24 protein-coding genes and 2 pseudogenes are annotated in these 20,018 nt (G+C 54.2%); 2 read left to right on the top strand and 24 right to left on the bottom strand.

All coding sequences use genetic code 11. From position 1 onward, the window contains the following. The 22 genes and pseudogenes from QZ177_RS09945 to QZ177_RS09840 form a co-directional block, all read right to left on the bottom strand. Positions 1 to 1,019: pseudogene (locus QZ177_RS09945) on the bottom strand (hypothetical protein); the annotation flags it as partial. Between the two features lie 76 nt (positions 1,020 to 1,095). Beyond that, entirely contained in the window at positions 1,096 to 1,656 is a 561-nt protein-coding gene (locus tag QZ177_RS09940; RefSeq protein ID WP_294177273.1) for a DUF2815 family protein, read from the bottom strand. Between the two features lie 13 nt (positions 1,657 to 1,669). After that, on the bottom strand, positions 1,670 to 2,794 hold the full coding sequence (locus QZ177_RS09935; RefSeq protein ID WP_294177270.1) for a DUF2800 domain-containing protein: 1,125 nt from the start codon (positions 2,792 to 2,794) through the stop codon (positions 1,670 to 1,672). Then, entirely contained in the window at positions 2,784 to 3,092 is a 309-nt protein-coding gene (locus tag QZ177_RS09930; RefSeq protein ID WP_294177268.1) for a hypothetical protein, read from the bottom strand. Before QZ177_RS09930 ends, QZ177_RS09935 begins: the two co-directional genes overlap by 11 nt. Then, positions 3,085 to 3,279: a hypothetical protein gene (locus QZ177_RS09925; RefSeq protein WP_294177266.1), complete on the bottom strand. Its 195-nt coding sequence runs from the start codon at positions 3,277 to 3,279 to the stop codon at positions 3,085 to 3,087. Before QZ177_RS09925 ends, QZ177_RS09930 begins: the two co-directional genes overlap by 8 nt. 123 nt (positions 3,280 to 3,402) lie before the next feature. After that, entirely contained in the window at positions 3,403 to 3,807 is a 405-nt protein-coding gene (locus QZ177_RS09920) for a phage holin family protein (RefSeq protein WP_294177264.1), read from the bottom strand. After that, a complete protein-coding gene (locus QZ177_RS09915) occupies positions 3,807 to 4,985 on the bottom strand; it encodes a hypothetical protein (protein ID WP_294177262.1) in 1,179 nt (392 codons plus the stop codon). The genes QZ177_RS09920 and QZ177_RS09915 overlap by 1 nt, the downstream gene beginning before the upstream one ends. Positions 4,986 to 5,013: 28 nt before the next feature. Further along, the gene (locus tag QZ177_RS09910; protein ID WP_294177260.1) at positions 5,014 to 5,238 is read right to left on the bottom strand and encodes a hypothetical protein; all 225 of its coding nucleotides are present in this window, start codon (positions 5,236 to 5,238) and stop codon (positions 5,014 to 5,016) included. Positions 5,239 to 5,240: 2 nt separating this feature from the next. Further along, positions 5,241 to 7,295 carry a hypothetical protein gene (locus QZ177_RS09905; protein ID WP_294177258.1) on the bottom strand — a complete coding sequence of 685 codons (2,055 nt, stop codon included), beginning with the start codon at positions 7,293 to 7,295 and terminating at the stop codon, positions 5,241 to 5,243. A gap of 3 nt (positions 7,296 to 7,298) precedes the next feature. Beyond that, on the bottom strand, positions 7,299 to 8,192 hold the full coding sequence (locus QZ177_RS09900) for a hypothetical protein (protein ID WP_294177256.1): 894 nt from the start codon (positions 8,190 to 8,192) through the stop codon (positions 7,299 to 7,301). A 12-nt stretch (positions 8,193 to 8,204) separates the two neighbouring features. Then, on the bottom strand, positions 8,205 to 8,618 hold the full coding sequence (locus QZ177_RS09895) for a hypothetical protein (protein WP_294177254.1): 414 nt from the start codon (positions 8,616 to 8,618) through the stop codon (positions 8,205 to 8,207). A 2-nt stretch (positions 8,619 to 8,620) separates the two neighbouring features. Then, positions 8,621 to 9,007, bottom strand: a complete 387-nt coding sequence (locus tag QZ177_RS09890) for a phosphoribosylformylglycinamidine cyclo-ligase (RefSeq protein WP_294177253.1) — start codon at positions 9,005 to 9,007, stop codon at positions 8,621 to 8,623. Then, positions 8,934 to 11,567: a hypothetical protein gene (locus QZ177_RS09885; RefSeq protein WP_294177252.1), complete on the bottom strand. Its 2,634-nt coding sequence runs from the start codon at positions 11,565 to 11,567 to the stop codon at positions 8,934 to 8,936. The genes QZ177_RS09890 and QZ177_RS09885 overlap by 74 nt, the downstream gene beginning before the upstream one ends. Before the next feature lie 170 nt (positions 11,568 to 11,737). After that, a complete protein-coding gene (locus tag QZ177_RS09880; protein ID WP_294177251.1) occupies positions 11,738 to 12,049 on the bottom strand; it encodes a hypothetical protein in 312 nt (103 codons plus the stop codon). A 21-nt stretch (positions 12,050 to 12,070) separates the two neighbouring features. Then, a complete protein-coding gene (locus QZ177_RS09875) occupies positions 12,071 to 12,667 on the bottom strand; it encodes a major tail protein (protein ID WP_294177249.1) in 597 nt (198 codons plus the stop codon). After that, positions 12,667 to 13,026 carry a DUF3168 domain-containing protein gene (locus tag QZ177_RS09870; protein WP_294177247.1) on the bottom strand — a complete coding sequence of 120 codons (360 nt, stop codon included), beginning with the start codon at positions 13,024 to 13,026 and terminating at the stop codon, positions 12,667 to 12,669. The genes QZ177_RS09875 and QZ177_RS09870 overlap by 1 nt, the downstream gene beginning before the upstream one ends. Further along, the gene (locus QZ177_RS09865) at positions 13,023 to 13,412 is read right to left on the bottom strand and encodes an HK97 gp10 family phage protein (protein WP_294177245.1); all 390 of its coding nucleotides are present in this window, start codon (positions 13,410 to 13,412) and stop codon (positions 13,023 to 13,025) included. Before QZ177_RS09865 ends, QZ177_RS09870 begins: the two co-directional genes overlap by 4 nt. Next, positions 13,402 to 13,743 carry a phage head closure protein gene (locus tag QZ177_RS09860; RefSeq protein WP_294177243.1) on the bottom strand — a complete coding sequence of 114 codons (342 nt, stop codon included), beginning with the start codon at positions 13,741 to 13,743 and terminating at the stop codon, positions 13,402 to 13,404. The genes QZ177_RS09865 and QZ177_RS09860 overlap by 11 nt, the downstream gene beginning before the upstream one ends. Continuing rightward, a complete protein-coding gene (locus tag QZ177_RS09855; protein ID WP_294177241.1) occupies positions 13,743 to 14,018 on the bottom strand; it encodes a head-tail connector protein in 276 nt (91 codons plus the stop codon). The genes QZ177_RS09860 and QZ177_RS09855 overlap by 1 nt, the downstream gene beginning before the upstream one ends. A 92-nt stretch (positions 14,019 to 14,110) precedes the next feature. Beyond that, positions 14,111 to 15,286 (bottom strand): phage major capsid protein, encoded by a 1,176-nt coding sequence (locus tag QZ177_RS09850; protein WP_294177240.1) that lies wholly within the window; start codon positions 15,284 to 15,286, stop codon positions 14,111 to 14,113. Positions 15,287 to 15,299: 13 nt separating this feature from the next. Beyond that, positions 15,300 to 15,995, bottom strand: a complete 696-nt coding sequence (locus tag QZ177_RS09845) for a head maturation protease, ClpP-related (protein ID WP_294177239.1) — start codon at positions 15,993 to 15,995, stop codon at positions 15,300 to 15,302. Further along, positions 15,985 to 17,244 (bottom strand): annotated as a pseudogene (locus QZ177_RS09840) (phage portal protein). Before QZ177_RS09840 ends, QZ177_RS09845 begins: the two are co-directional and overlap by 11 nt. 39 nt (positions 17,245 to 17,283) lie before the next feature. Here QZ177_RS09840 and QZ177_RS09835 point away from each other — a divergent pair. Together QZ177_RS09835 and QZ177_RS09830 are read left to right on the top strand one after the other, a co-directional pair. Next, the gene (locus QZ177_RS09835; protein ID WP_265071409.1) at positions 17,284 to 18,174 is read left to right on the top strand and encodes a GIY-YIG nuclease family protein; all 891 of its coding nucleotides are present in this window, start codon (positions 17,284 to 17,286) and stop codon (positions 18,172 to 18,174) included. A gap of 58 nt (positions 18,175 to 18,232) precedes the next feature. Further along, a complete protein-coding gene (locus QZ177_RS09830; RefSeq protein WP_265071408.1) occupies positions 18,233 to 18,616 on the top strand; it encodes a hypothetical protein in 384 nt (127 codons plus the stop codon). Positions 18,617 to 18,765: 149 nt separating this feature from the next. Here QZ177_RS09830 and QZ177_RS09825 read toward each other — a convergent pair whose 3' ends face one another. Then, positions 18,766 to 19,092 (bottom strand): hypothetical protein, encoded by a 327-nt coding sequence (locus QZ177_RS09825; protein WP_294177234.1) that lies wholly within the window; start codon positions 19,090 to 19,092, stop codon positions 18,766 to 18,768. An 89-nt stretch (positions 19,093 to 19,181) separates the two neighbouring features. Beyond that, positions 19,182 to 20,018 (bottom strand): terminase TerL endonuclease subunit (locus QZ177_RS09820; protein WP_294177232.1); only part of this gene is annotated, 837 nt, incomplete at its 5' end.

Here is a 20,018-nt window from a genome sequence, read left to right as displayed (position 1 = left end):
GGAAGATTTTGTAATTGAATGTGGCGTCCCGAAAACCGCCCGGTACGGTTCGCACCATAGAACTGGAACATCCCACGTGCACGACCATCCGAGCAAACGGTATTCTGCATTGCCTGATATTTTTTCACAGAGGATTTCGCAAGTTGCTGCCGCAGTGCCAACACATTGGAAATGGGGGCATGGGCAATCTTGAGCAAAGCGGTCACGGACTTCTTGTCGAGCGACTCCGTTTCTACACCGTGTGCTTTGAGCCATTCCTTCATCTGCACTACGCTGTTCGGATTTTCAAGCCCAGTCAAAGCCTTCAGTCTGCCCGTCAGCTTCTCCTTTGTGGTGGCATCCATCTTGACGGCATTCTCCACCAGGGGCATATCGAGCCGTATTCCTCGGTCATTGATTTCCTGGTCGAGCACATACTCATCCCACACCGACTGCGACACAGGGTATTTGGACAGTCGCTTCTGAATCGCCATTTCCACTTCCACGTCGCGCCGATTGTAGGATTTGAAAAGTTCCCACTTATCGCCCGCAGGCTCATGAAAGGGCGGTACGGAGAAACGGCGAATGAGCGCCTTGCCCTCGGTCATTTTCTGTTCTTCCAAACCCAATACTCTGCCGACGGCAGCAAGTGAGAGCGGCAAGCCCATATAGGCAGTCCAGACCATCGTGCATCGCCAGCTGCAGGGACTCAAAAAGCGAATACGGTCTCTGGAAAGCGGGTGATTTTCATGGGATGGATCGAGGCGTTTGCCGAGATCCGACAAGTACCGCGACAGGCATACACGCTCAAAGTTGGCGTTGAACGCCCACTTCGTTATTTTGTCATCGGTCAGCGCATCCAGAATCTCCTGCGGAATCCTCTCCCCATTGGCAACGTCAATGACCTGCACCGCACCGCTGTCCACGGCGTATCCGAAGAGCAGGATCGCAAAATCCTCCGCTTCAGCGTAACGATAAACACCACTCTTCATGATATCCACACTGCTTTTTGTTTCTAAATCCAGAGATAAATGTGTCATAACCATTTATAAGCCCTCCTTTCTGCGACAAAGGCAGCGAGGGAACATCCCCGCTGCCATGCCGCCTGTCCGTTATTCAGCTGAGGAAGTCCTCGTCCTCGTCGGCGAAGTCGTCCTCGGCGCGAGTCTTGCCGCCCAGCGGCTCGCCATCGGCAATCTTCTGCAGGTTGTTCAGTCCGCAGGCAATCCCGCGATTGCCGTTCGAGTTGAAGGCGTAGAAGTTGATGCTCGCACGTCCGTAAACGCCGGAATACACTTCGGAGCGTTCGAGAATCGGCTGGCGGGCGGCATCTACGATACCGGGAGCCGTCGCGCTGTTCGCATTGATGAAGTAGCTGTCCTTGTATGCCTCGTCGTCGGGACGCTCAAGGTCACCGTCACGGAGCGGCGTCTTGATTGCCGAGAGTGCGGGCACAGACTTGCTGCTCCCTTTGAGCTTGCTCTGTCCTTCATCGAATGCCGCCTGAATGGCCTTTTCCAAGGCTTCGACTGTCTTGGTGTCGCTCTTCGGGATGATGAGAGACACGCTGTACTTGGGGGAGCCGCCGTTGATGCTCTTCGGCTCCCAGACGTTGGCGTAGCTCCAGCGCGTTTTTACGCCCGTAATAACTTTTGTGGGATTTGCAAATTTTGCCATGGTGGTTTCCTCCTTAGTTTTCCTTGAAATCTTCTGCTGCTGTGTTCATCGCCGGTCGCTTGTCGCTCATGGGAGCGAGGGTTGGTTTGCCCTGCGGCTTTACGATGAGACTTCCCAGCAGTTCCTCAAACTTACTTTTTCCGAGCAAGCCAGTCATCGCCGTAATCCCGAGCAACTTCTGCTCATACGGCTCATAGCCTGCCTCTTTGACGGTGTTGGCGACTGCCGCCTCATCGGTATATTTCCGATTCGAGCGGCCTTCCACCAGTTTCCAGTCCGTCCACTGTTTTCCTTGAATCGCCCGCTGCAAGGCGTACTCCTTGATGTCGCTGACCCATGCGGCGAGCATGTCGGCTTTTACAAGCACCGCCTCCACCTCGGCATCCTCCAGTGTCGGCGGCATCTCGAAGTCATACCGGGCGAGTTCCAGATTGTACTCTGCCCGTTTGCGGCAGGTCGCCTTGATTTTGCAGAACTGACAATGCGCTCCGGCACAGAACTCACCTTCTCCTGCATGTGCCAGCTTTGCCGCAGGTACGAGCGTATCTAACGCCCATGCCAGAAGGTCGGCTTTCGAGATGTTGAACTCTGAGATGTTCGCGAGACGAGGCTGAAAGATAACCATCCGCACATTGTCGATGTCGTACAAACCGTCGAACATCTGGATGCAGCCCAAGGCATAGCACATCATTTGCGGATTGCGGTCGGCGCTGACTTCGATGCCCTTGCCGTGTTTGTAGTCCACAATGCAGACGGTCTTGCCGGAGATAATGAGCGTGTCAGCTGTACCGAAGCCATCCGGCACGAACGCCGAGAAATCGACGCGCTGCTCCACGGATACCATCGTGTCCTTGCTCTCGGCACGGAACTGACCGACCAGCTCCATCACGAACTGGCAATATGCCTCGGCGCACTCTTCCATCTCAGTGTCATAGGATGCGAGGTTCTTGGTCGGATCGCGCACCTTCATGCCCAGAGCCTTGCGGAGTTTATACTCGCAAAGCGTGTGCGCATCCGTCCCTTGGGCGGCGTATTCGCTTGGCGCATCAGACTTTCCCGCATTGAGCCGCGCCGAGGGCGGGCAGGCAATCCAGCGTGCGGCAGACGATGCGGAAAGAACAGCGTGCTTATTTGCCAATGCTCTCCGCCTCCTTCAACAATACCGCATAATGCTCCGGCGCAATCTTCGACAGCCTGTCTGCGCCGTGCTTTTCCAGCAAAGTACGGATTTCTGCCGTAAATCCCTCGCGAGATTTTTGGGCAAGAACGCGCCTTACGTCTTCGATGGTCAACGATTCTTCCTGCAAAGCGATGGTTTTGACCTGTTTTGCAGGCGATGCCTCGAAAGCACGAATCAAACGCTCTGCTGCTCCAAGGAGCATTTCGCCGCAGCTGCGGATTTCCGATGCCGCAAGTTTCAGTTCTTTCCTATCCACGACATACACCTCCCACTTCCTTGATGGCGATCTCTCGCACCGTATCTCCCGGTACGAGGATCGTCAGCTTGCATTTTTCGCCCAACAGAAAGCGAAGAATACGCTCCCGCAGGGTGATGTTCCGACAAGCGACAATGCCGCCGTCCATCGGCTTCTTGGAGACACCGATTTTCAGATTGTGCTCCATGTTTCTTTACCTCTCTTTCCGAGGGATTTTTCTTCCCTCTGATAGGTAGCCTTGGGAGAGCAGCAAAAAGGACGTTTTCTCAAAAAAAATAAACCCGGCAGGATTTCCCCCACCGGGCATTGTTTATCCTATCATCTGTTTTTCCCGTATCTCCTTCATGGCTTCCTGCAGCTTCTTCGGTACGGGAAGCCCCATTCTCGCTGCGTGTCCTACAATTGAGATACCCTCGTTCGACAAGTAGAAGAAGATTACCGCCGAACGCAGGACGCAGCCGCTGCCGATGATGTGGACGTCGAGCACGTTCGCCACGCCGACGAGCAGAAAGATGGCGACTTTCCGCACGATGCCCTGAAAGCCGATCTCGCTCGACAGGTTCTTATCCAGCACGGCGCAGAGGACGCCTGTGATGTAATCTACAGCGATGAATACGACCAGCGCGTAGAGCAGATGGTCGAAGTCGCCGAGAAACTCGCCAACAAGCACACCGATGCACGCCGACCACCAGCGAAGGTTCATAAGGTTTTCCATTATTTTTTGCCTCCTTGAATTGCATTTTTCAACGTCTTTTCCCATGTCTTTATATCTCGCACACGACGGAAGCGGAACGTGTCGCAATAACCCTTGACAAGTCTTTTCATCACGCCATCTTTGCATAGGTACAATCCATCCTCGAAAGGACGCACTTCGTCCCACTCCTGCGGATAGGGTTCTTCCGGATTTTGATCCCAGCCTTGACTAATCGCCCATAGCTTCTGTATAGTCACATGATACACGCCGAGCAGATATGCCCCTTCGTCGATGCGAAGAATCGTAAAGCGCGTGCCAAGACGAAAGCACCCGGTGACGACCTTGTCTCCTGTCGGTGTAAAAATAGTCAAGATGATACGCTCGGGGCGGCAGAGCGCATTAGCGCCCGCTGGCTCATAACTGTTCCACATATAATAGTAGCCGTCGTGAATCGGGAACTTTTTCCCCCTCGCGCCCGTAAAATTTTCTATCTTCCGCAGAAATCCGTTTTTGTTATAGCGTGCATATTCATAGAACAACGGATGCGTCCCTTCGGCATCCACATAATACACGGTATTGGTCATTTCCATGCCGGGTTTCCTACCTTCATATCCGCCGTCTGTGGAGGCATCGATTTCCAAATAGAATCCCCACTTCCCTTCACAGTCTATATGCCCGCCTCCGGTAATGATGCTTGTGAAAGTGGCATTTTTCAACACCCCGTAATACGGTCTGAGATCATGCGAGGCGATTTCTTTCCCATTCTTTTCTACACGGACAGCGCCCAGAACGCTCGGCCTTATCCCTAAATCACCCTCCACCCAGTAAACGCCCGTGAGCGTAAAAATGTTTCCGTAGGCATCCATATCCGCATCGAGGAGCTGTCGCTTGTCTCGCGGATACGGATGCGGCAGAAGATATGCGGCATGCGCCCCCAGATAAAGAAGCCCTCGGTAACTGACCGATGGAAGTTTCGACAGCCATCGCAGTTCTCCTCGTTGGTAGATGCAGTGCCATCCGCCAACGTATAGAGGAACGCCGCTTTCCCTTCTTTTACCGAGCACAGGCGCACTGCCGCCTGCGGATTCGTGTCCGTAGATGCAGCGGCCGTCCGTCCACACCCAGTCGCCGCTGTGGACGCTCCGGTTTCCGATGACGGTGAGCCACTTCCCTTCGGCAAGTGCCTTCTTACCCGCCACAGTGCTCACTCTTGCCCTGTGCATATTCTCACGCTCCTAAGATGATTGCCGTGCCGCCTTTGGAAATCTGCACCCAGACAAGCGAGCCTTCTTCCGTGCTGCAGTCTACGACGGCTTTGAACAGATAGGAGTGAGCGCCGATGCGCACTCTGCCGCCTTGAATCACGCCTCTTTGCGCCTTGCCTTCCTGTCTCTCTCGTGTATCTTTGACACCCTTACGCAGGGCATCCATCAATCCTTGCACACCGTTCATAGTCAGTACCACCTCGTCATCTTTATGGTTTGCTTGAGGGAGCGCGGTGTAAGTTCGACGGCATTCGACTGCAGGAAATATTCCTGCCCCTCGAATCTTATGCGCTCGGTGAAATCAGCGATATGCCCGACATCCGGCACACCGTCTTGAATATTCGCAAAAACTTCCAGCGTGACGGTTTCCTGCGTCTTACGGTTGAGCCAGAGAATCGCCTGCGTCAGTTCTTTGAGGTACGCTTCGCCTTTCACGGGAAATTCCATGTCAATCAGCGAGGTGAAGGGTGCATCATCGTCTTCACGCGAATAGCTGGAGCCAAGACTGAGATTGGACTGCTCGACCGTGAAGCGGCTTGCCTTGCCGCCCGGTTTTCCCTGTGAGAGCGTGCTTCCTTCGAGATTGCCGTCGACATAGACGGTCGTCGCATACCAGCCGTAGCCTAGGGGCGCATGGTAGGTGATGCGCTCCGTGCCGCGCTCGTTGTTCCAGTCCGTCCAGTCATATTCCGTATGCTTCTTCCCATCGTTGATGGGTTCTGTCGTGCGCTCCCATTCCTTGACGAGATACACATCGCGCTCGGTTTCGGCATAGGTGTATTCCGTGCGGCTTGTGGAGCCGTCCTTATTGTGCGTCTGCTTGCTCGTCAGATATTCGCCATGGTAGGTGTAGCGCGTCATGCCTTTCTCGTTCGTTTCGCTTGTCAAAAAGCCGTTGTGGTAGGTGCGGCTCATCTCTTCCCAAGAGATTGTTCCCGTAAAGGGAATCGGCTCGGTATCTTCTTCGTTGTAGGCGTTCCCCGCCATCTCGGAAGCGTGACCGCTGTGCCATAGGGAGCGCACAAGGCGGCGCTCCACCGTTGGGCGACTGTGCGGCCAGTCTGTGATGTCGAGGACGGATTCCTCTTTGCCGCGCTGGACGATATGCAGCGTATCTTCGCGGATGAACACATTGACCTGTCTCTGCGGCAGTTTCGCCGTCCAGCCAAAAAGCGCGGAGACGAAGTCTTGATATGTCATGCCGCTGTCCTCGAAGTTCTGCGACGGCGTGAAATCATCGCACGCCCAATGGAGCTGCAAGCCGAGCGCGGCGGCGATGGACTGCGCGTAATGGGAAGCCTGTGCTTCCTTCACGAAGATGCGAATGGCAGAGTAGAGCGTCGCGTCCTTGCTGTACGCACCTTTCACCGTTTGAAGCAAGTCCCGTTGGAGGGTTTCTTCCACGAGGAAGGAGAAGCGATAGTCGAGTAGCTGACCGCGCACGGCATCGCCAATGGCGAGCGGCTGTACTGTCTCCATCTGAAAGCTGTCGGAAAGCGTCATCTCGCCGAGTGTGACAGCAAAGGAGCGGATGCCATGGGCACGGAAGTTGTCGGCGATCTGCGATACGGTACGCTTGCTTCTTCTTCCTCGGGATGTTTTGACGTATTCGAGCACATGCGGCACGCGAATCAAGGTATCGAAGCGGACGCGCACCCGTGTCACGACGGTACGGCGCAGTGCCGCTTTGGCGACATTGCCCCTGCCAAGTCTGCGCTGCGTTTTCGCCGCCGCGCGATTCCCCATGCCCGGCGTGCGCTTGGTGTCGCAACGAACCGTCTCGCTCTTGACAACTTCTCGCTCCGTTGCTCCACGAAGGATATTGTAGTTCGGGGACAACGTGCGGTAAGTATCACAGCGGATGCAGACATAAATGCCGCCGACGCATCTTCGCGTGGCGGCAGAAGCCGTATTTCTTTGTGCAACACGCCGCAAAAGTTTGGCGCTCGTCCAGTCGATGGCGGAGGAAGTGACCGTGCGCTTCGTATCTGCCATAATGCAGTTGGTGCTGCAAACCTGCCTTTGACTGTCTGCTCTTGCTTCAGCTGTTTCGGCAACTTGGCGCTTGGTATCTACACTCACTGCTTCTCTGTGCTTGGGCGCAGGAAGAATCGACGCGCATATTTTCGGCTGCAGGACTTCTTCCCCTCGGGGAATCCATGCGATGCACATCTTCGGCTGCAGGACTTCCTCGCCGATGGGAATCCACGCGATACAAACCTGCGTTTTCAGCAAGATGTCCATGCGCTATTCCCCCGCTTTCCAGCCGAACTTTCTCGCTTCCATCTCCGCCATGCTCAAGGATGCGCCGTGCCCATCCCAGACGAGCGCCGTCGTCTTGTCCGTCAATTCATGTCTGCCGTGTTCTGTCACTGCCCCGCTCACATCTTCCAAGGCTGTGAGCGTGCAGATGCCAGTTCCCGTGCGATAGGCGGGAGCACCGAACAGCGTGACGCCGGTCACTTGGGAATCTGCACCATACGTTGCGGCAAGCGCCGCCGTATCCATCGTCTGCAAAATCTGCTGTCCCGCAGCCGTCGCCCGATAGCTTCCATCACCGCCATCGGTCATATCCGTGACCGTCGACTGAACGGACAATAGGACAGCCTGCTCTTTCATGTTGATGTCTTCGTCAGACAAGATGACATTGGAAAGCAAAGCATCATCCGTATCCGCATAAATGCTGATTTCCTTCGCCTCTTGGAAATCCATGTAAAGATCCGTCTTTTTTCCAATCTCGTGTCCGTTGACTATGACATGGAGCATCGCATTGTAACTGGGTTCCTGCTTCATATGAAACCATATGGTATTGACGTCATCGTGCTTCATTTTTTTGGTATTAAAATAAGAGGTGTTACTGTTCACCCCATAGACTTTCCAGTAGTCGCGGTAACCCCTAATTTCGACCCTGGTCTTCTCGCCGAATTGAAGCCACGCCGTCGAATCCAGACTCTTCCCGCTTTTGAGATACACGTCGAACTTGCCGTACAGCTCGGTCAGCGTATAGGGAATGGCAATACCGCGTATCTTCGGCATCCAGAAGGATACGCCTGTCTTGCTGTACTTTGCATCCCGCACCGTTTTGTCGCTTCCCAAGTCAATCAAGTCGGCATATCCCGGATTGATGTACTTAAACGCCATGCCATCGCCTCCTCAGACTTCTACGATCAGCCCTTCCGCCTGCACGTCGACCGTGGTGTCATTCTTCGGGCTTTCATCGGACGTGCTCATCGCCTTGACCCAGAAGATGACGTTGCCCTCGCCGACGCTTTGCAGGGCGATTGTGTCTTTCCAGTCAGCAGAAGCCAAGACCGTATCTGCCGTGTAGTTGTTGTCTTGAGCGGCTTTCCATTTCGCGGCATTTGCGCCTACGAACTTGATTGTGACCGCGCCTTCGACCTTGTAGCCGGAGTCGCAGCGCACAGCGCATTTTACGGCTTTCTCCTCTTCTTTCGCCGCATCCAGCAGGACTGCAATGGGCGAGGTTTCCGTATCCGTGCTGGCTTCCGTGCCGTCCTTCATGCGGCTCGTAGGATTGTTCATATAGATGTGCAGCTTGTTCGCCATGGTCATACCCTCCAAAATTCCAGTGTGAGTTTATACGCCTTAGAAAAGTGCGGCACATAGGTGTAGGCTTTCACCGTCACGCGCATGTTGTGCCAGACATTCCCCGCTTCGTCCGTAACGTCCACTTTCTCGCGCTCGTCCCAGTATCTCTTGATTTTCTCCCAGTCGGCAGAAAGCACCGTAGCCGTGCAGGAGATGCGGTCGCCTTGGGCGACGTGACCAAAATCTTGCACGACGGTGCCGCCGACGATTTCCACCATGCGCTGACGGTCGTCGGGCAAGACTTGCCAGTTCTCCGCTTCGAGCGTCCGCACATCACCAATTTGAATATGAATTGGAATCCCCTCCCAATGCGCGCTCGACAGCGGGACGGATGCGGTCTGCCACATGGTCAGCCAAGAGCCGCATACCCTCGTTGTCCTGTGTCACGGCATTTTCAATATTTACCTGCACTTCGATGTTTGCCGTCGAGGCGGCATGATTCCCCTGCTCTGGAAAATTCACCGTCGGAGCAATATTGAGCCTGTCCATAACCTTCTGCGTCATGCCGTTTTCAAGCGTTCCTGCAAGGCGTTCCATCACTTCATTCCCGAGCGCGATCTTGATCTCTCCTGGCTCTCTTTCTCGCCTTGGTGCGAAGTTCGGCAAAATGTCCTCCAAGGCTGTTTGCCTCGCTCGTTGAAACCGAGCAAGCTCTTCGGGACGGAAATTCAAATCGTCCTTTGTCAGCCCATTCGATTCACGCAGGTAATCTAGCAGTCCGCTCGTGCCGCCCTTGCGATATGCTTCCAGTTCCTTCTTCTGGCTCTTAAGAGCTTCCAAGGCGGCATTCCTACGGGCATCGAGTTTCTCCTTCTCTGCCCACTTTGCCGCCTTCACCTCGTCCAAGCCCTTCTGCATCCAAGCCTTTTTCTCGCGCTCGATGTCTGCCAGACGATTTTCCAGCGAGGTCTTCCAGATGGCGTCAATCTTGGAGGCTACCTCTGACTCCCACTGCTCCATAATCCGCGCCTTGCTTGCCTCTGCCCAGTTGGCGGCGCTGACCTTGTCCAAGCCTTGACGGCGATAAGCGCGTTCCTCCTCATCGATCTGCGCGAGCCGATTCTCCAATTCGGTGCGGTGGATAGATTCCGTTTTCTCTACGACATTTCGCCGGAAGTCCTCGTAAATCTTCGCCTGTTTCTGCAGCCGATATTCTTCCACCATCTGCACGTCCGCACCCGATTGGCGAAACTTCTCCGCTTGCCGCGAAGCCTCATGCAGCGCATTTTCAAGGTCGCTGTGCGACAGCGTGAACAAGCTTTCTTTCAAGTCCTCGTTCGCCTTGGCGGCGGCGCGGACAGCAGCGGCATTCTCGCGTGCCGCTTTCGCCCCTTCTTTCTGGGCACGGCTCTCGTCTCGGAGCGCCTTTTCCGCTTCCTTGGCGGCTTTCTTCTCAGCCCGCAAAGCATCGTCTGCCGCCTGCCAGTCCTTGAGCTTCTGACTGCTTGTGGCGGCTTCATAAGCTCCAATGCCTCCAACGATCGCACCGCCGATGCCACCGACAAGCGTGCCTCCACCCGGCTCTACCAGCGTTCCCGCCACAGCACCCGTGCCCGCGCCGACGAGCATCGCATCTAGCGTGGTCTTGATGCCGCCGCGCTTGGCAAACGTGCCAATATCATGAAGCGTTTCCTTGACGGATTTCGCATTGATGCCAATGCTCTCCATGGCATCCGCCACACCGTCCAAGACATCGACGGAGGCGCGGGCAAAAGCGTCGACCACATCGGCAAGCTCCTCGATGGATTCCTTGTTGTCCTGGATACAGCCGATGAGGTCTTGAAAGCGGTCTATGACGTTGGGCATCAAGTCTTCTGCAACAGGAAGGAGCGCAGAACCGAGGGCGAGCTTGAGCTGCCCCGCTTCCATCTCCATCTCACGCCACTTGAGATACGCTTGATGCGCTTCTTCTGGATTGAGCAATCCCGTCGTCTTGACGTGCGAGGCAACTTCCATAAGGTCGTCGTACTGCTCCAAGACAGGGATAAGCGCCGCGCCCCTTGCACCGAGAACTTCGGCGGTAAAGGCTTCCTCTTCCCCAGCTTCTGCCGCACTTCGGTAGCCTTTGGCAAGACGTTCCAGCTGCTCGTTCAGCCCCAAGAGATTGCCTTTTTCGTCTGTCAAGGCTATGCCGAAACGCGACAGGGCTTCGGTTGTGACATTTCCCTTCGCACCTGCCGCTTCGATCTGCCTGTCGAGCCTTGCAAAGAGCGGCACGAGCGAGTCGATGTTTATTCCTGCCAAACTGAACACACGGCTCATCTGTGCGGCTTCTGCCGTCGTCGTATGGAGACGCTTCGTCAGACGGTAGATGCTCTCGCCCGCCTGCATCGCATCATGCGTGATGTTGAACAATCCCGCGCCCGACGTGAATACCGCCATGAGAGCCGCTGTCTTGGCATTCAAAATGGACATGCCCTCCGACAAGCTGTGAACTCCTCCCTTGGCGGCTGAAAAACCCGCTGAGAGTTTCTGCCCCATCGCCTTTGCACGGCTGCCCGTCGTCTTCATCTCGGCATTGAGCTTACGCAATTCGGCTTCAAGTTGAGCGACCTGCCGCTGTTGTTTGAGGAGATTCGTCTCGGCATAGCGCGTGCGTGCGCCGTCCTTGTCCGCTTTCTGCACATCCTTGAGCACATTAGCGAGGATTTCTTCTTTCTTCCTCTGGATATCCAGCTGCCGGTTGATGGCTTCGTACTTGACCTTGATCTTGTCAAGTTCCGACCCCGCGCCGTCGAGTTTGGCGAGGTCGACATCCATCTTGAGTTTCAGCTGACTGCTCCTGCTGTTGAGCCGCGCCACCGTCTCGGAAACCGTGCGCCCCGCCGTGTCAAAATCGAGCTGCAGGCGTGCGATGTCGAGTCCTAAGCTGATATACAGCTCGTCGATTTTCTGTCCTCTTGCCATTTACATCACATCGTCAATGAAAATTTCCTGCCTGTCCTCGGTCTGCGTTATTGCCAAAAGCTGATCTAAGAGGAAGGCGATTTCATGAGCGTCGACCTCCTGCATCGTCCAGCCATAGGAGGACTGCAGGCGCTCGTAGTAGCGCAGGATGTTCTGATACGGGGAAAGCGTTATGCCTTCCCCGCCTCGTCGTTTGGGAGTTTCACGAGTTTCTGGAAGGTCAGGGACTGAATCCAGCGGAAAAGCTCTCGCGTCAATGGCACGATGTCCGCGACCTCGATGTTGTCGTCAATGGCTTCTCTCGTGACTTCCTCGCGCTCAAAGGCGAGCAAAATGAGGTCTATTTCCGCATCGAGGAACTCTTCGACGCTGAGGTTCTTCTTGTCCTCATCGAAGAAGGCGAGGAATCTGCGCCACACCTTCATCTTGGGAGGATTCGGCGCATACGTTTTGCCGTAGAGCGTGATGGTTGGTGTTTCCATCAGAGTTTTCCCCGCCTTTCCTTATACGCTTTCATACCACTTCGTTCCGGTTTCGGCAATGAAGCCTGTCGCTTCCTCGTCGGCTTTCGCATACGACTGCCCGTCCGACAGGCGGTAGATCGCCTTTGCCGAGATGGTCGGCGTATCGTACTTGATATTCTCTTCCTTCGTATTGCCCGATTCCGAAGGCTCGACAAATTGGACTTTGAAGAACTTCGTGAACCTCTTTTTGCCGTTCCTCTTGTCCGACTGGAACATGACGGCGAAATACGGCGGCACGTCGTCCTTGCTTGCTGTCATGACGCCCTTGTCGATCTTGTGCCCGAAGAGATAGGCGATGTATTCCAATGGGAGCGCCGACGTGTCGAAGGTCAGATCGTATGAGGCGGTATTCGCCGCCGTATCTACGGACTGGCCGTCGGCAAAAAGTTCTGCCTGGCTCGTCTTGGGCTTGATGTCCACTTTTCGCAGAATTTTGCCCAGACTGATGGGCGGTTCATACGTCGCCGCGCCGTTCGGTACGTCCGTCAGCATCTTGGCGATATGAAGCTTTTCCACATTGATGAACTGCCCGCTCGTGAGATTGGCGGCGGGCGCTGTTACGGTTGGACTTGGCATTATTCCTCAACTCCTGTTCCTGTTTTGAAATCCATGATTTTTACAAAGGCATGCTTTTCCACAAGCTCCATGGACTGGTAACGGCGAAAGCCGAGACTGTCCATGACTCTCCTTGCGGCATCCTCGATTTTCTCGTACGCGCCGTCTTTCGTAAGGATGTGCAGGCGCACCGTGACACGCCGCTCCAGCTCTATCCCATCTGCAGACAAAGCGGGAACGTCGGAGATGATGGAATACACGAGGACGGGATAGCTTCCTGCATCGGGGCTTCTGCCATGATAGATGCCGTTCCGATGGAGCAGTCTTGTAAGCGGCTTGTATCTCGCCAATGCTTGATAAACCTTGCTGGCTATGCTCATCTTCCTTCCCTCCGCAATGCCGCCTTGACGGCTTCGACGATGTTCTTCTTGATGGCATCCCTCTCGGCATCGAGTGCGGGATAGAGAAACGGCTTGTTGATCTTCGGACTGAACTCGACGAGCTTGCCGTAAGCCGTACCGTCCTGTGCTTTGGCATCCGCCACGATGCGCCACGAGGTACCGCCCCCGCGCTTGACGCAGTGGATGGAATCCCGAAGCGCACCCGGCACGACGCGCTTGTCTCTCCCCCGATAGACGGGACAGCGGCTTTTCGCTTCCGTCTTGACGGCTTCCGCTCCTTCTGCCAGCGCCTTTTTCGCCGCATCCATTGCGCCCTTGCCCATGCGGTTCAGCAATTCTCTCGTAGAAACAAAGTCACGGCTCATCTTCCACCATCTCCCTGCACTCGATGACAAGCCAACGCTTCCTGCCGTCCATACCGTAAGGCGGCGCTTTGATTTGAAGCATCTTTCCACTCCACTGGATGAAATCCGTATCTCGGATGTCTTCCCGATAGCGCATAACGACACGATACTCAACTTCCTTGACCTGTTCGGCATACCCGTCCGAGATTTTCGCTGCGAACGGCAGTATCTTCGCCCAGCACGTGCAATACGCATCGCGGCTCTGCTCAACCAGATTGCCCGCCGCATCGGGCGCATCTCGCGAACGCAGCACCGTGATGCGATGACGCAGTTCGCCAATGTTGACGTGCATCAGAAACTCTCCTTTCGCTCTCCGAAAAGCAACGCCCGAAGCGTCAAGGCGAGCTTTCGATGGTCAGCCTCCTCGCGATGCTCGTAGAGATACGCGACGGCATAGAGAATCGCCGTCCGTGCCGCTTCCTGCTTCTTGACTTCCTTCCACGACTTGGCACGCAGAATCGCCAAGGAAAGCTGCTCCGCCGTATCGGTAAGGGATGTGAGCAAAGCGTCTTCGACATCCGAGTCGATGCGCAGATAGCCCTTGATTTCTTCGAGCGATACAAGCATAGGAACGCATCTCCTTTCAGCATAGAAAAAGCCGCTGCACCCATTGATGTAGCGGCTTTTCCTTTTCCTTTTCCTCTTCCTCTTCTTTTGCCTTATCCCTTGATCTTCAGCAGCTGCACGGCTTCTGCCAGCACGAGCTTGCCGTCGACGCGCTCCTTCATAAGGTAGGCCACCATGCCGTTCCCCGCGAAAAGCTCCTTGAGTTCCTGCAAGGAGCGCGTGCCGCGATCGCCGATGTTGTAGTAGGCGTAGTCGCCGAAAGCAAGTGCGATCTTCCCTGCCGCAGCCGCAGGCATATATGCCGATGTGTGGACGGGATAGCCGAGCAGACGGTCGGGTTCGCCCATCTGGTACGAGGGCTGCCACAGATAAGCTCCGTTGTTGTCCTTGAGCTTGCGGATGCTTGCAAGTGTCTGATCGTTGACGAGGAACGCCGCATTCTTGCGGTAAGGACGCTTGAGGCTGTAGACGAGCGTCACAAGTTCATCCGCCTTGATGTCTGCCGCCGCTGTGGTGAGGGAAGTCTGCCCCGTAGCAAGAAGCCCCTTCGGCTTATGCACGCCGTCGCCATTGAGGAAGGCATCCTCTTCGGCATTGCCGAGCGCCTTGCCGAACTGCTCGATGAGGTAGCTTTCGAGTTTGAAGGCATTGTCGTAGAGAAGTTCTTCCGTGACCTTGACCGCGACGTGCAGTTTGTGCGCGTCGAGGACGATCTGGTCGAAGGTGGCATCGCCAAAGGTAAGAGATGCGCCTTCCTCGATCCACGATGCCGCCGGCTTCGTGGCCGCGATGTTGATCTTGTGCTCGCCACTCGTCGTGATCGTCGTCGCAAGGGAACGCAGGATATTTTCCTCGCTGAGTACGTCGATAAGGCGCTTGTCGTATTCCTCCGGCACGAGATAGCCGCCGCTTGTGTCCGTGCCTTCCTGCAGCACGTTCTCGACTTGGCGGAAGTTCGTGCGCAGCGCCTTAAGCATCGCGGCGCGGTAGGCATCGCTCGCCCTGCCCGTCTGCTCTTTGCCCAAAGATGCGCCCGGCAGATTGGTGATTGCCACCGCCGTCGGTTTTGCCATTTCCGCATCGAGAATCGCCTGACGTTCCAGACGCTCGATGCCTTTGCCGAGCGCGAGAACCTCGTTTTCCATCTGCTCGTATGCTTTGGCATCCTCTGCCGAGAGGCTGCCTTCCTGCGTGTGTTCATCCAAGAACGTCTTTGCCTGCTCCCAGAGAGCCGCACGCTTTTCACGTATTGCCAAAATCTTATCCATGTTATTTCCTCCCTCAGTGTGCAATAGAAAAGAGCCGCCTTTTCAGCGACTCCGCATCGACTTTGTTCATTTGCTTGCCCTGCCCGAATTTCGAGAGCAGCGAGTTTGTTACGGCGGCGCGAGAGAAGATCAACCCGTCTGCCGCATCACCTGCGGAATATTCCCGATCTTCATAGAGAATAGCATCGGCAAATCCCAGCTCCACTGCCTTCTTTGCATTCATCCACGTCTCGGCGTCCATGAGCCGCGAAATCTTCTCTCGGGGCAGCCCCGTCTTGATTTCATAGGCATTGATGATGCTCTCCTTGACCTCGGCAAGCAGTGCGATGGCGCGTTCCATCTCCTGCACATCGCCGATGGAAATGGTCATAGGATTGTGGATCATTACCATGCCTACAGGAGATATTTCCACGGTCGAACCTGCCACCGCGATGACAGATGCCGCCGATGCCGCAAGCCCGTCAATCTTGACCGCGACCTTGCCCGGATAGTCCATGAGCATGTTGTAGATTTGCGCCGCCGCAAAGCAGTCGCCGCCGGGCGAGTTGATCCAGAGAACGACATCGCCCTCTGCCGCATGAAGCTCCTCGCGAAATATTGCAGGCGTGACTTCATCGCCGAACCACGTCTCGTCGGAAATCTCGCCGTCGAGAAGCAGTGTGCGCCTCTCTCCTTCGTTTCGTACCCAGTTCCAAAATTTACGTTTCACCGTCATTCCCTTCCTTCCCGTTGTTTGCAAACAATCCAGCATCCTTGAGTTTCGTCATGCTGCCGTTGATGAGATAGAGGTCGCCGCCTTCATCACCCTCAATTGGATTGAGGTCTTCGAGGCTGCGGATGTCGTTCGCCGAGAGCCAGCCATTCTGCCGCCCGATGGCATATCCCTCCATGCGGCTCTTGTAGTCCCCGCGCAGGAGTCCATCGACTTTGAAGCGGATGAAATATTCCTTCCGCTCCTTATCCGTAAGCAGTGCTTTCTGCAGCGACTGCTCCCAGCGCACCACCCACGGATTCAGCGTGTACTTCACGAACTCCAACGACTGCTGCTCAATGTTGTTGAAGCTGGATTTTTCTAAGTCGCCGATCATGTGCGGCGGTACGCGATAGAGCCGCGCAATCTCGTCAATCTGGAACTTCCGTGTTTCAAGGAACTGCGCTTCTTCTGGCGGTATGGCAATCTACTGATACTTGACGCCCTCTTCAAGAACGGCAATCCTGCCCGTATTCATCGTGCCGCCGTAAACGGCGTGCCAGCTCTCGCGCAGCTTCGACGGGTCTTTCAAAACACCCGGATGTTCCAAGACACCGCCCGGACGCGCACCGTTGCGGAAGAATGCCGCGCCGTATTCCTCCGTTGCAAGCGCAATGCCGATGGCGTTCTTCGCCATGGCGATGGGACTGTAACCGACAAGACCGTCGAAGCCGAGTCCAGGGATATGGAGCACATCCTCTCGCCGCAGAGTAATCTGCCGCTGTCCTTTGAGCTGCGGATTGGACTCGCTCATCGGTGTGTAAGTGTAAACGATTTCCCCAGATTCATCGCGTCCGACACTCATGCGATTGGGCAGAAGCGGGTACAGCCCCATCACGCGTCCTCGCCCATCACGCAAAATTTGTGCGTAGGAATTTCCCCACAGAAGCAGGTGTATCATGGAAGTCTCTCGAAATATGAAAGAGGTCATCTCAGGGTTGGGCGCATCGTGGAGAAGAAAATAGAGCGGATGCTCCGGCACACGCTCTTTTCCGTTTCCGCGATACTCATACACATGAAGCGGCAATCCCGCGATAGACTCCGCAAGGATGCGGACACAGGCATACACCGCCATGGTCTGCATTGCCGTGAACTCGTTGACATTCTGCCCTGCAGCAGACTTACCGAACATGAATGGCCAACCGCCGAAGCGGCAGAGGTTTTGCGGCTTATCCCGTGAGCGGAAGAGTTTTGAGAAGAAGTTCATGCTATCAGCAACCTTTCGATTAGGACTAGGGAGAATAAAATGGCACATGGGAAAAACATCAATGTATTTCTTATGGACAACACACCAGTCGGACGCATAAAATGCACCTTATCCAACTGGACTGGCACAGTCTATAAAATTCCAAGAACAGCTCTTGAAAAGTGTACCGATCGTGACGATCTAAAACAAAGCGGTGTATATTTTCTCTTTGGCACATCTGACGAAACCGAAAAACCCCTCGCCTATATAGGACAGGCTGGCATTCGGAAAAATGAAAAAGGCATCCTCTATCGATTGTTTGAGCACAGGAAAAATGATTATTGGAACGAGGTGGTTGTCTTCACTACCTCAAACAACTCTTTCGGTCCTACTGAAATAAGCTTTCTTGAAAATAAGTTTTACAATCTTGCAATAGATGCTCATCGATACGAACTAAAAAATGAAAATGAACCAACACAGGGAAATATAACCGAGGAAAAAGAAAGCGAACTGGAAGAGTTTACCGAAAAAGCCTGTATAATCATGGGCGTATTAGGGCACAAGATTTTCGAGCCACTCTCAACGCCAATATCAGAAGGGACGTTATCACACTCTGCAGAAGAAACAACGGATGTGCTTTTCCGTCTATCAAGAAGAATACGGAAACTCGGTCAAACCATCGAGGCTAACGGCAAGCGTACGGCAGAAGGATTTGTCGTCTTACAGGGAAGCGATGTCTCCCCCGTGGAGGATGAAACAATATCTGCTGGAATAAGCAAGCGCAGAAGAAACGCCCGTATATCCAATGGCATTCTCTTGGAAGATATGCTTTTCTCCAGTCCATCTGCCGCTGCAAAATTTCTTATAGGACAATCTACGAATGGTTTGATGGCTTGGAAAACAGAAAGTGGAACAACCCTCAAAGAATACGAAAAAATGATGCTGAAATGAAAATTGCGATGTTTGCGACGCGAGTCAAATGTAAATCATCGAAACGGAGGAACCCAAAATGAAAAAAATCTTTTCTATCACGGCTTTGATCTTGGCTGTCACCGTTTTCTTGCCGACATACATCTGTGAGGCAAAAGATGTATGGGTAAGCCACTGGAACTCTGAAAACATTGATGTTTATGTAATGGATGATACGCTTAGAGGCGATACATCGGATACAGAAAGACATTTCAAAGTATCGACTAAGAACGTGCGAAACGGAGAATTGCTTGATATCGTCAACTGGACCTTTCTCAAATACAAAACCGATATGTGGAGATATGAAACAAGTACAATGGATGGAACGCATATGACGGTAGTCTTGCCCGGGAATCAGGTATTTAAATTTTGCATGAATGCTTTAGGATGGCCGTACACCGTTAAGGAACACTGGTGCTATTGATCCTCTAAACCTATCAAAAAGCGCACACTATTCCCACAATGAATCGCTCGATTGAGCGCTATGATGATATACCCACCGTATGCTATTCGAAGGATTTATGCGACGAACAGGAGCGCCGCCTTTTCGAGCGGCGCTCCTGTTGTTTCGGCTTAGAAGATTTCGATGCAGGAAAGATTCATGCCGTTGATTTCGGCGGTTAATTTCGCGCCCCGCGCGATCTCGTCGGCGGCTTTCAAAAGTTCCTCCGGCGTGGAGTTTCCGCCCATCTGGCAAATGCTGGCGTTGGCTTTGATATCTCGGAAAACCTTGCGAGCTTCCCAATCCGTCTTCTCGTAATCCGTTTCTTTGCGAATCTCGATGCGGATGCAGGTGTCGCGGTCGCTCGCGTTTGCCCAACCCATCGTGTTTTCCTGCATCGTGAATCCGTACTCGGCGGCCTTGCTCTCGATGATCTCGGCAATTTCCTTCTTCGTCATTTTCTTGTTTCTTCAGTTTTCCCTTTCGGCATGTGTATATTCCCGTACTATCCGAGAAATAGCAAGACCTTATGTGAGTATACAATCCCCTAAAACACCAAAATTCCTCGCTCATCATACACCGACGCAGATGCATCGTTGCCACAGCGAATCGCACGGTCGAGCGCCATAATCAGCGCGATCACGCCGTCAATTCTCTCGGTGGACTTCTCCTTGTCCGCCTTGATGTTCCCCGCTGGGTCTGTGCGGATGAAAATATTGTCTGCCATCCAGCGCAGGACGGGATGCCCGTCGTGCGCTATTTTCTTTTCCAGCGTCAGCTTCATCAACTCCTTCGTCGGCGGACTCATATCCTTGAATCCCTGCCCGAAAGGGACGACGGTGAAGCCCATCCCCTCAAGATTCTGCACCATCTGCACTGCGCCCCATCGGTCGAAGGCGATCTCGCGGATGTTGTACTTCTCGCCCAGTTTCTCAATAAACTTTTCGATGAAGCCATAATGCACGACATTGCCCTCGGTCGTCTGCAGGAAGCCTTGTTTCTGCCATACGTCGTAAGGCACATGATCGCGCCGCACACGCAGGTCGATGTTCTCCTCGGGAATCCAGAAATACGGAAGCACGGCAAAAGACTCATCTTCATCCGTCGGAGGAAATACAAGCACGAATGCTGTGACATCCGTCGTCGACGAGAGGTCAAGACCGCCGTAGCAGACGCGCCCCTTCAAGGCTTCGGCATCCACAGGCATAGCGCACGCATCCCACTTATCCATCGGCATCCAGCGCACGGACTGCTTGACCCATTGGTTCAGGCGAAGCTGACGGAAACTGTTCTCCTCAGCGGGGTTCTGCCGTGCAGAGTCACAAGCCGCCTGTACCTTGTCGATGCCGACCGTGATGCCGAGCGACGGATTCGACCGCTTCCA

The sequence above is a fragment of the uncultured Selenomonas sp. genome, from assembly GCA_905372355.1.
Lineage (GTDB): Bacteria > Bacillota > Negativicutes > Selenomonadales > Selenomonadaceae > Selenomonas.
This window is presented reverse-complemented; position numbering and strand designations above follow the sequence as displayed.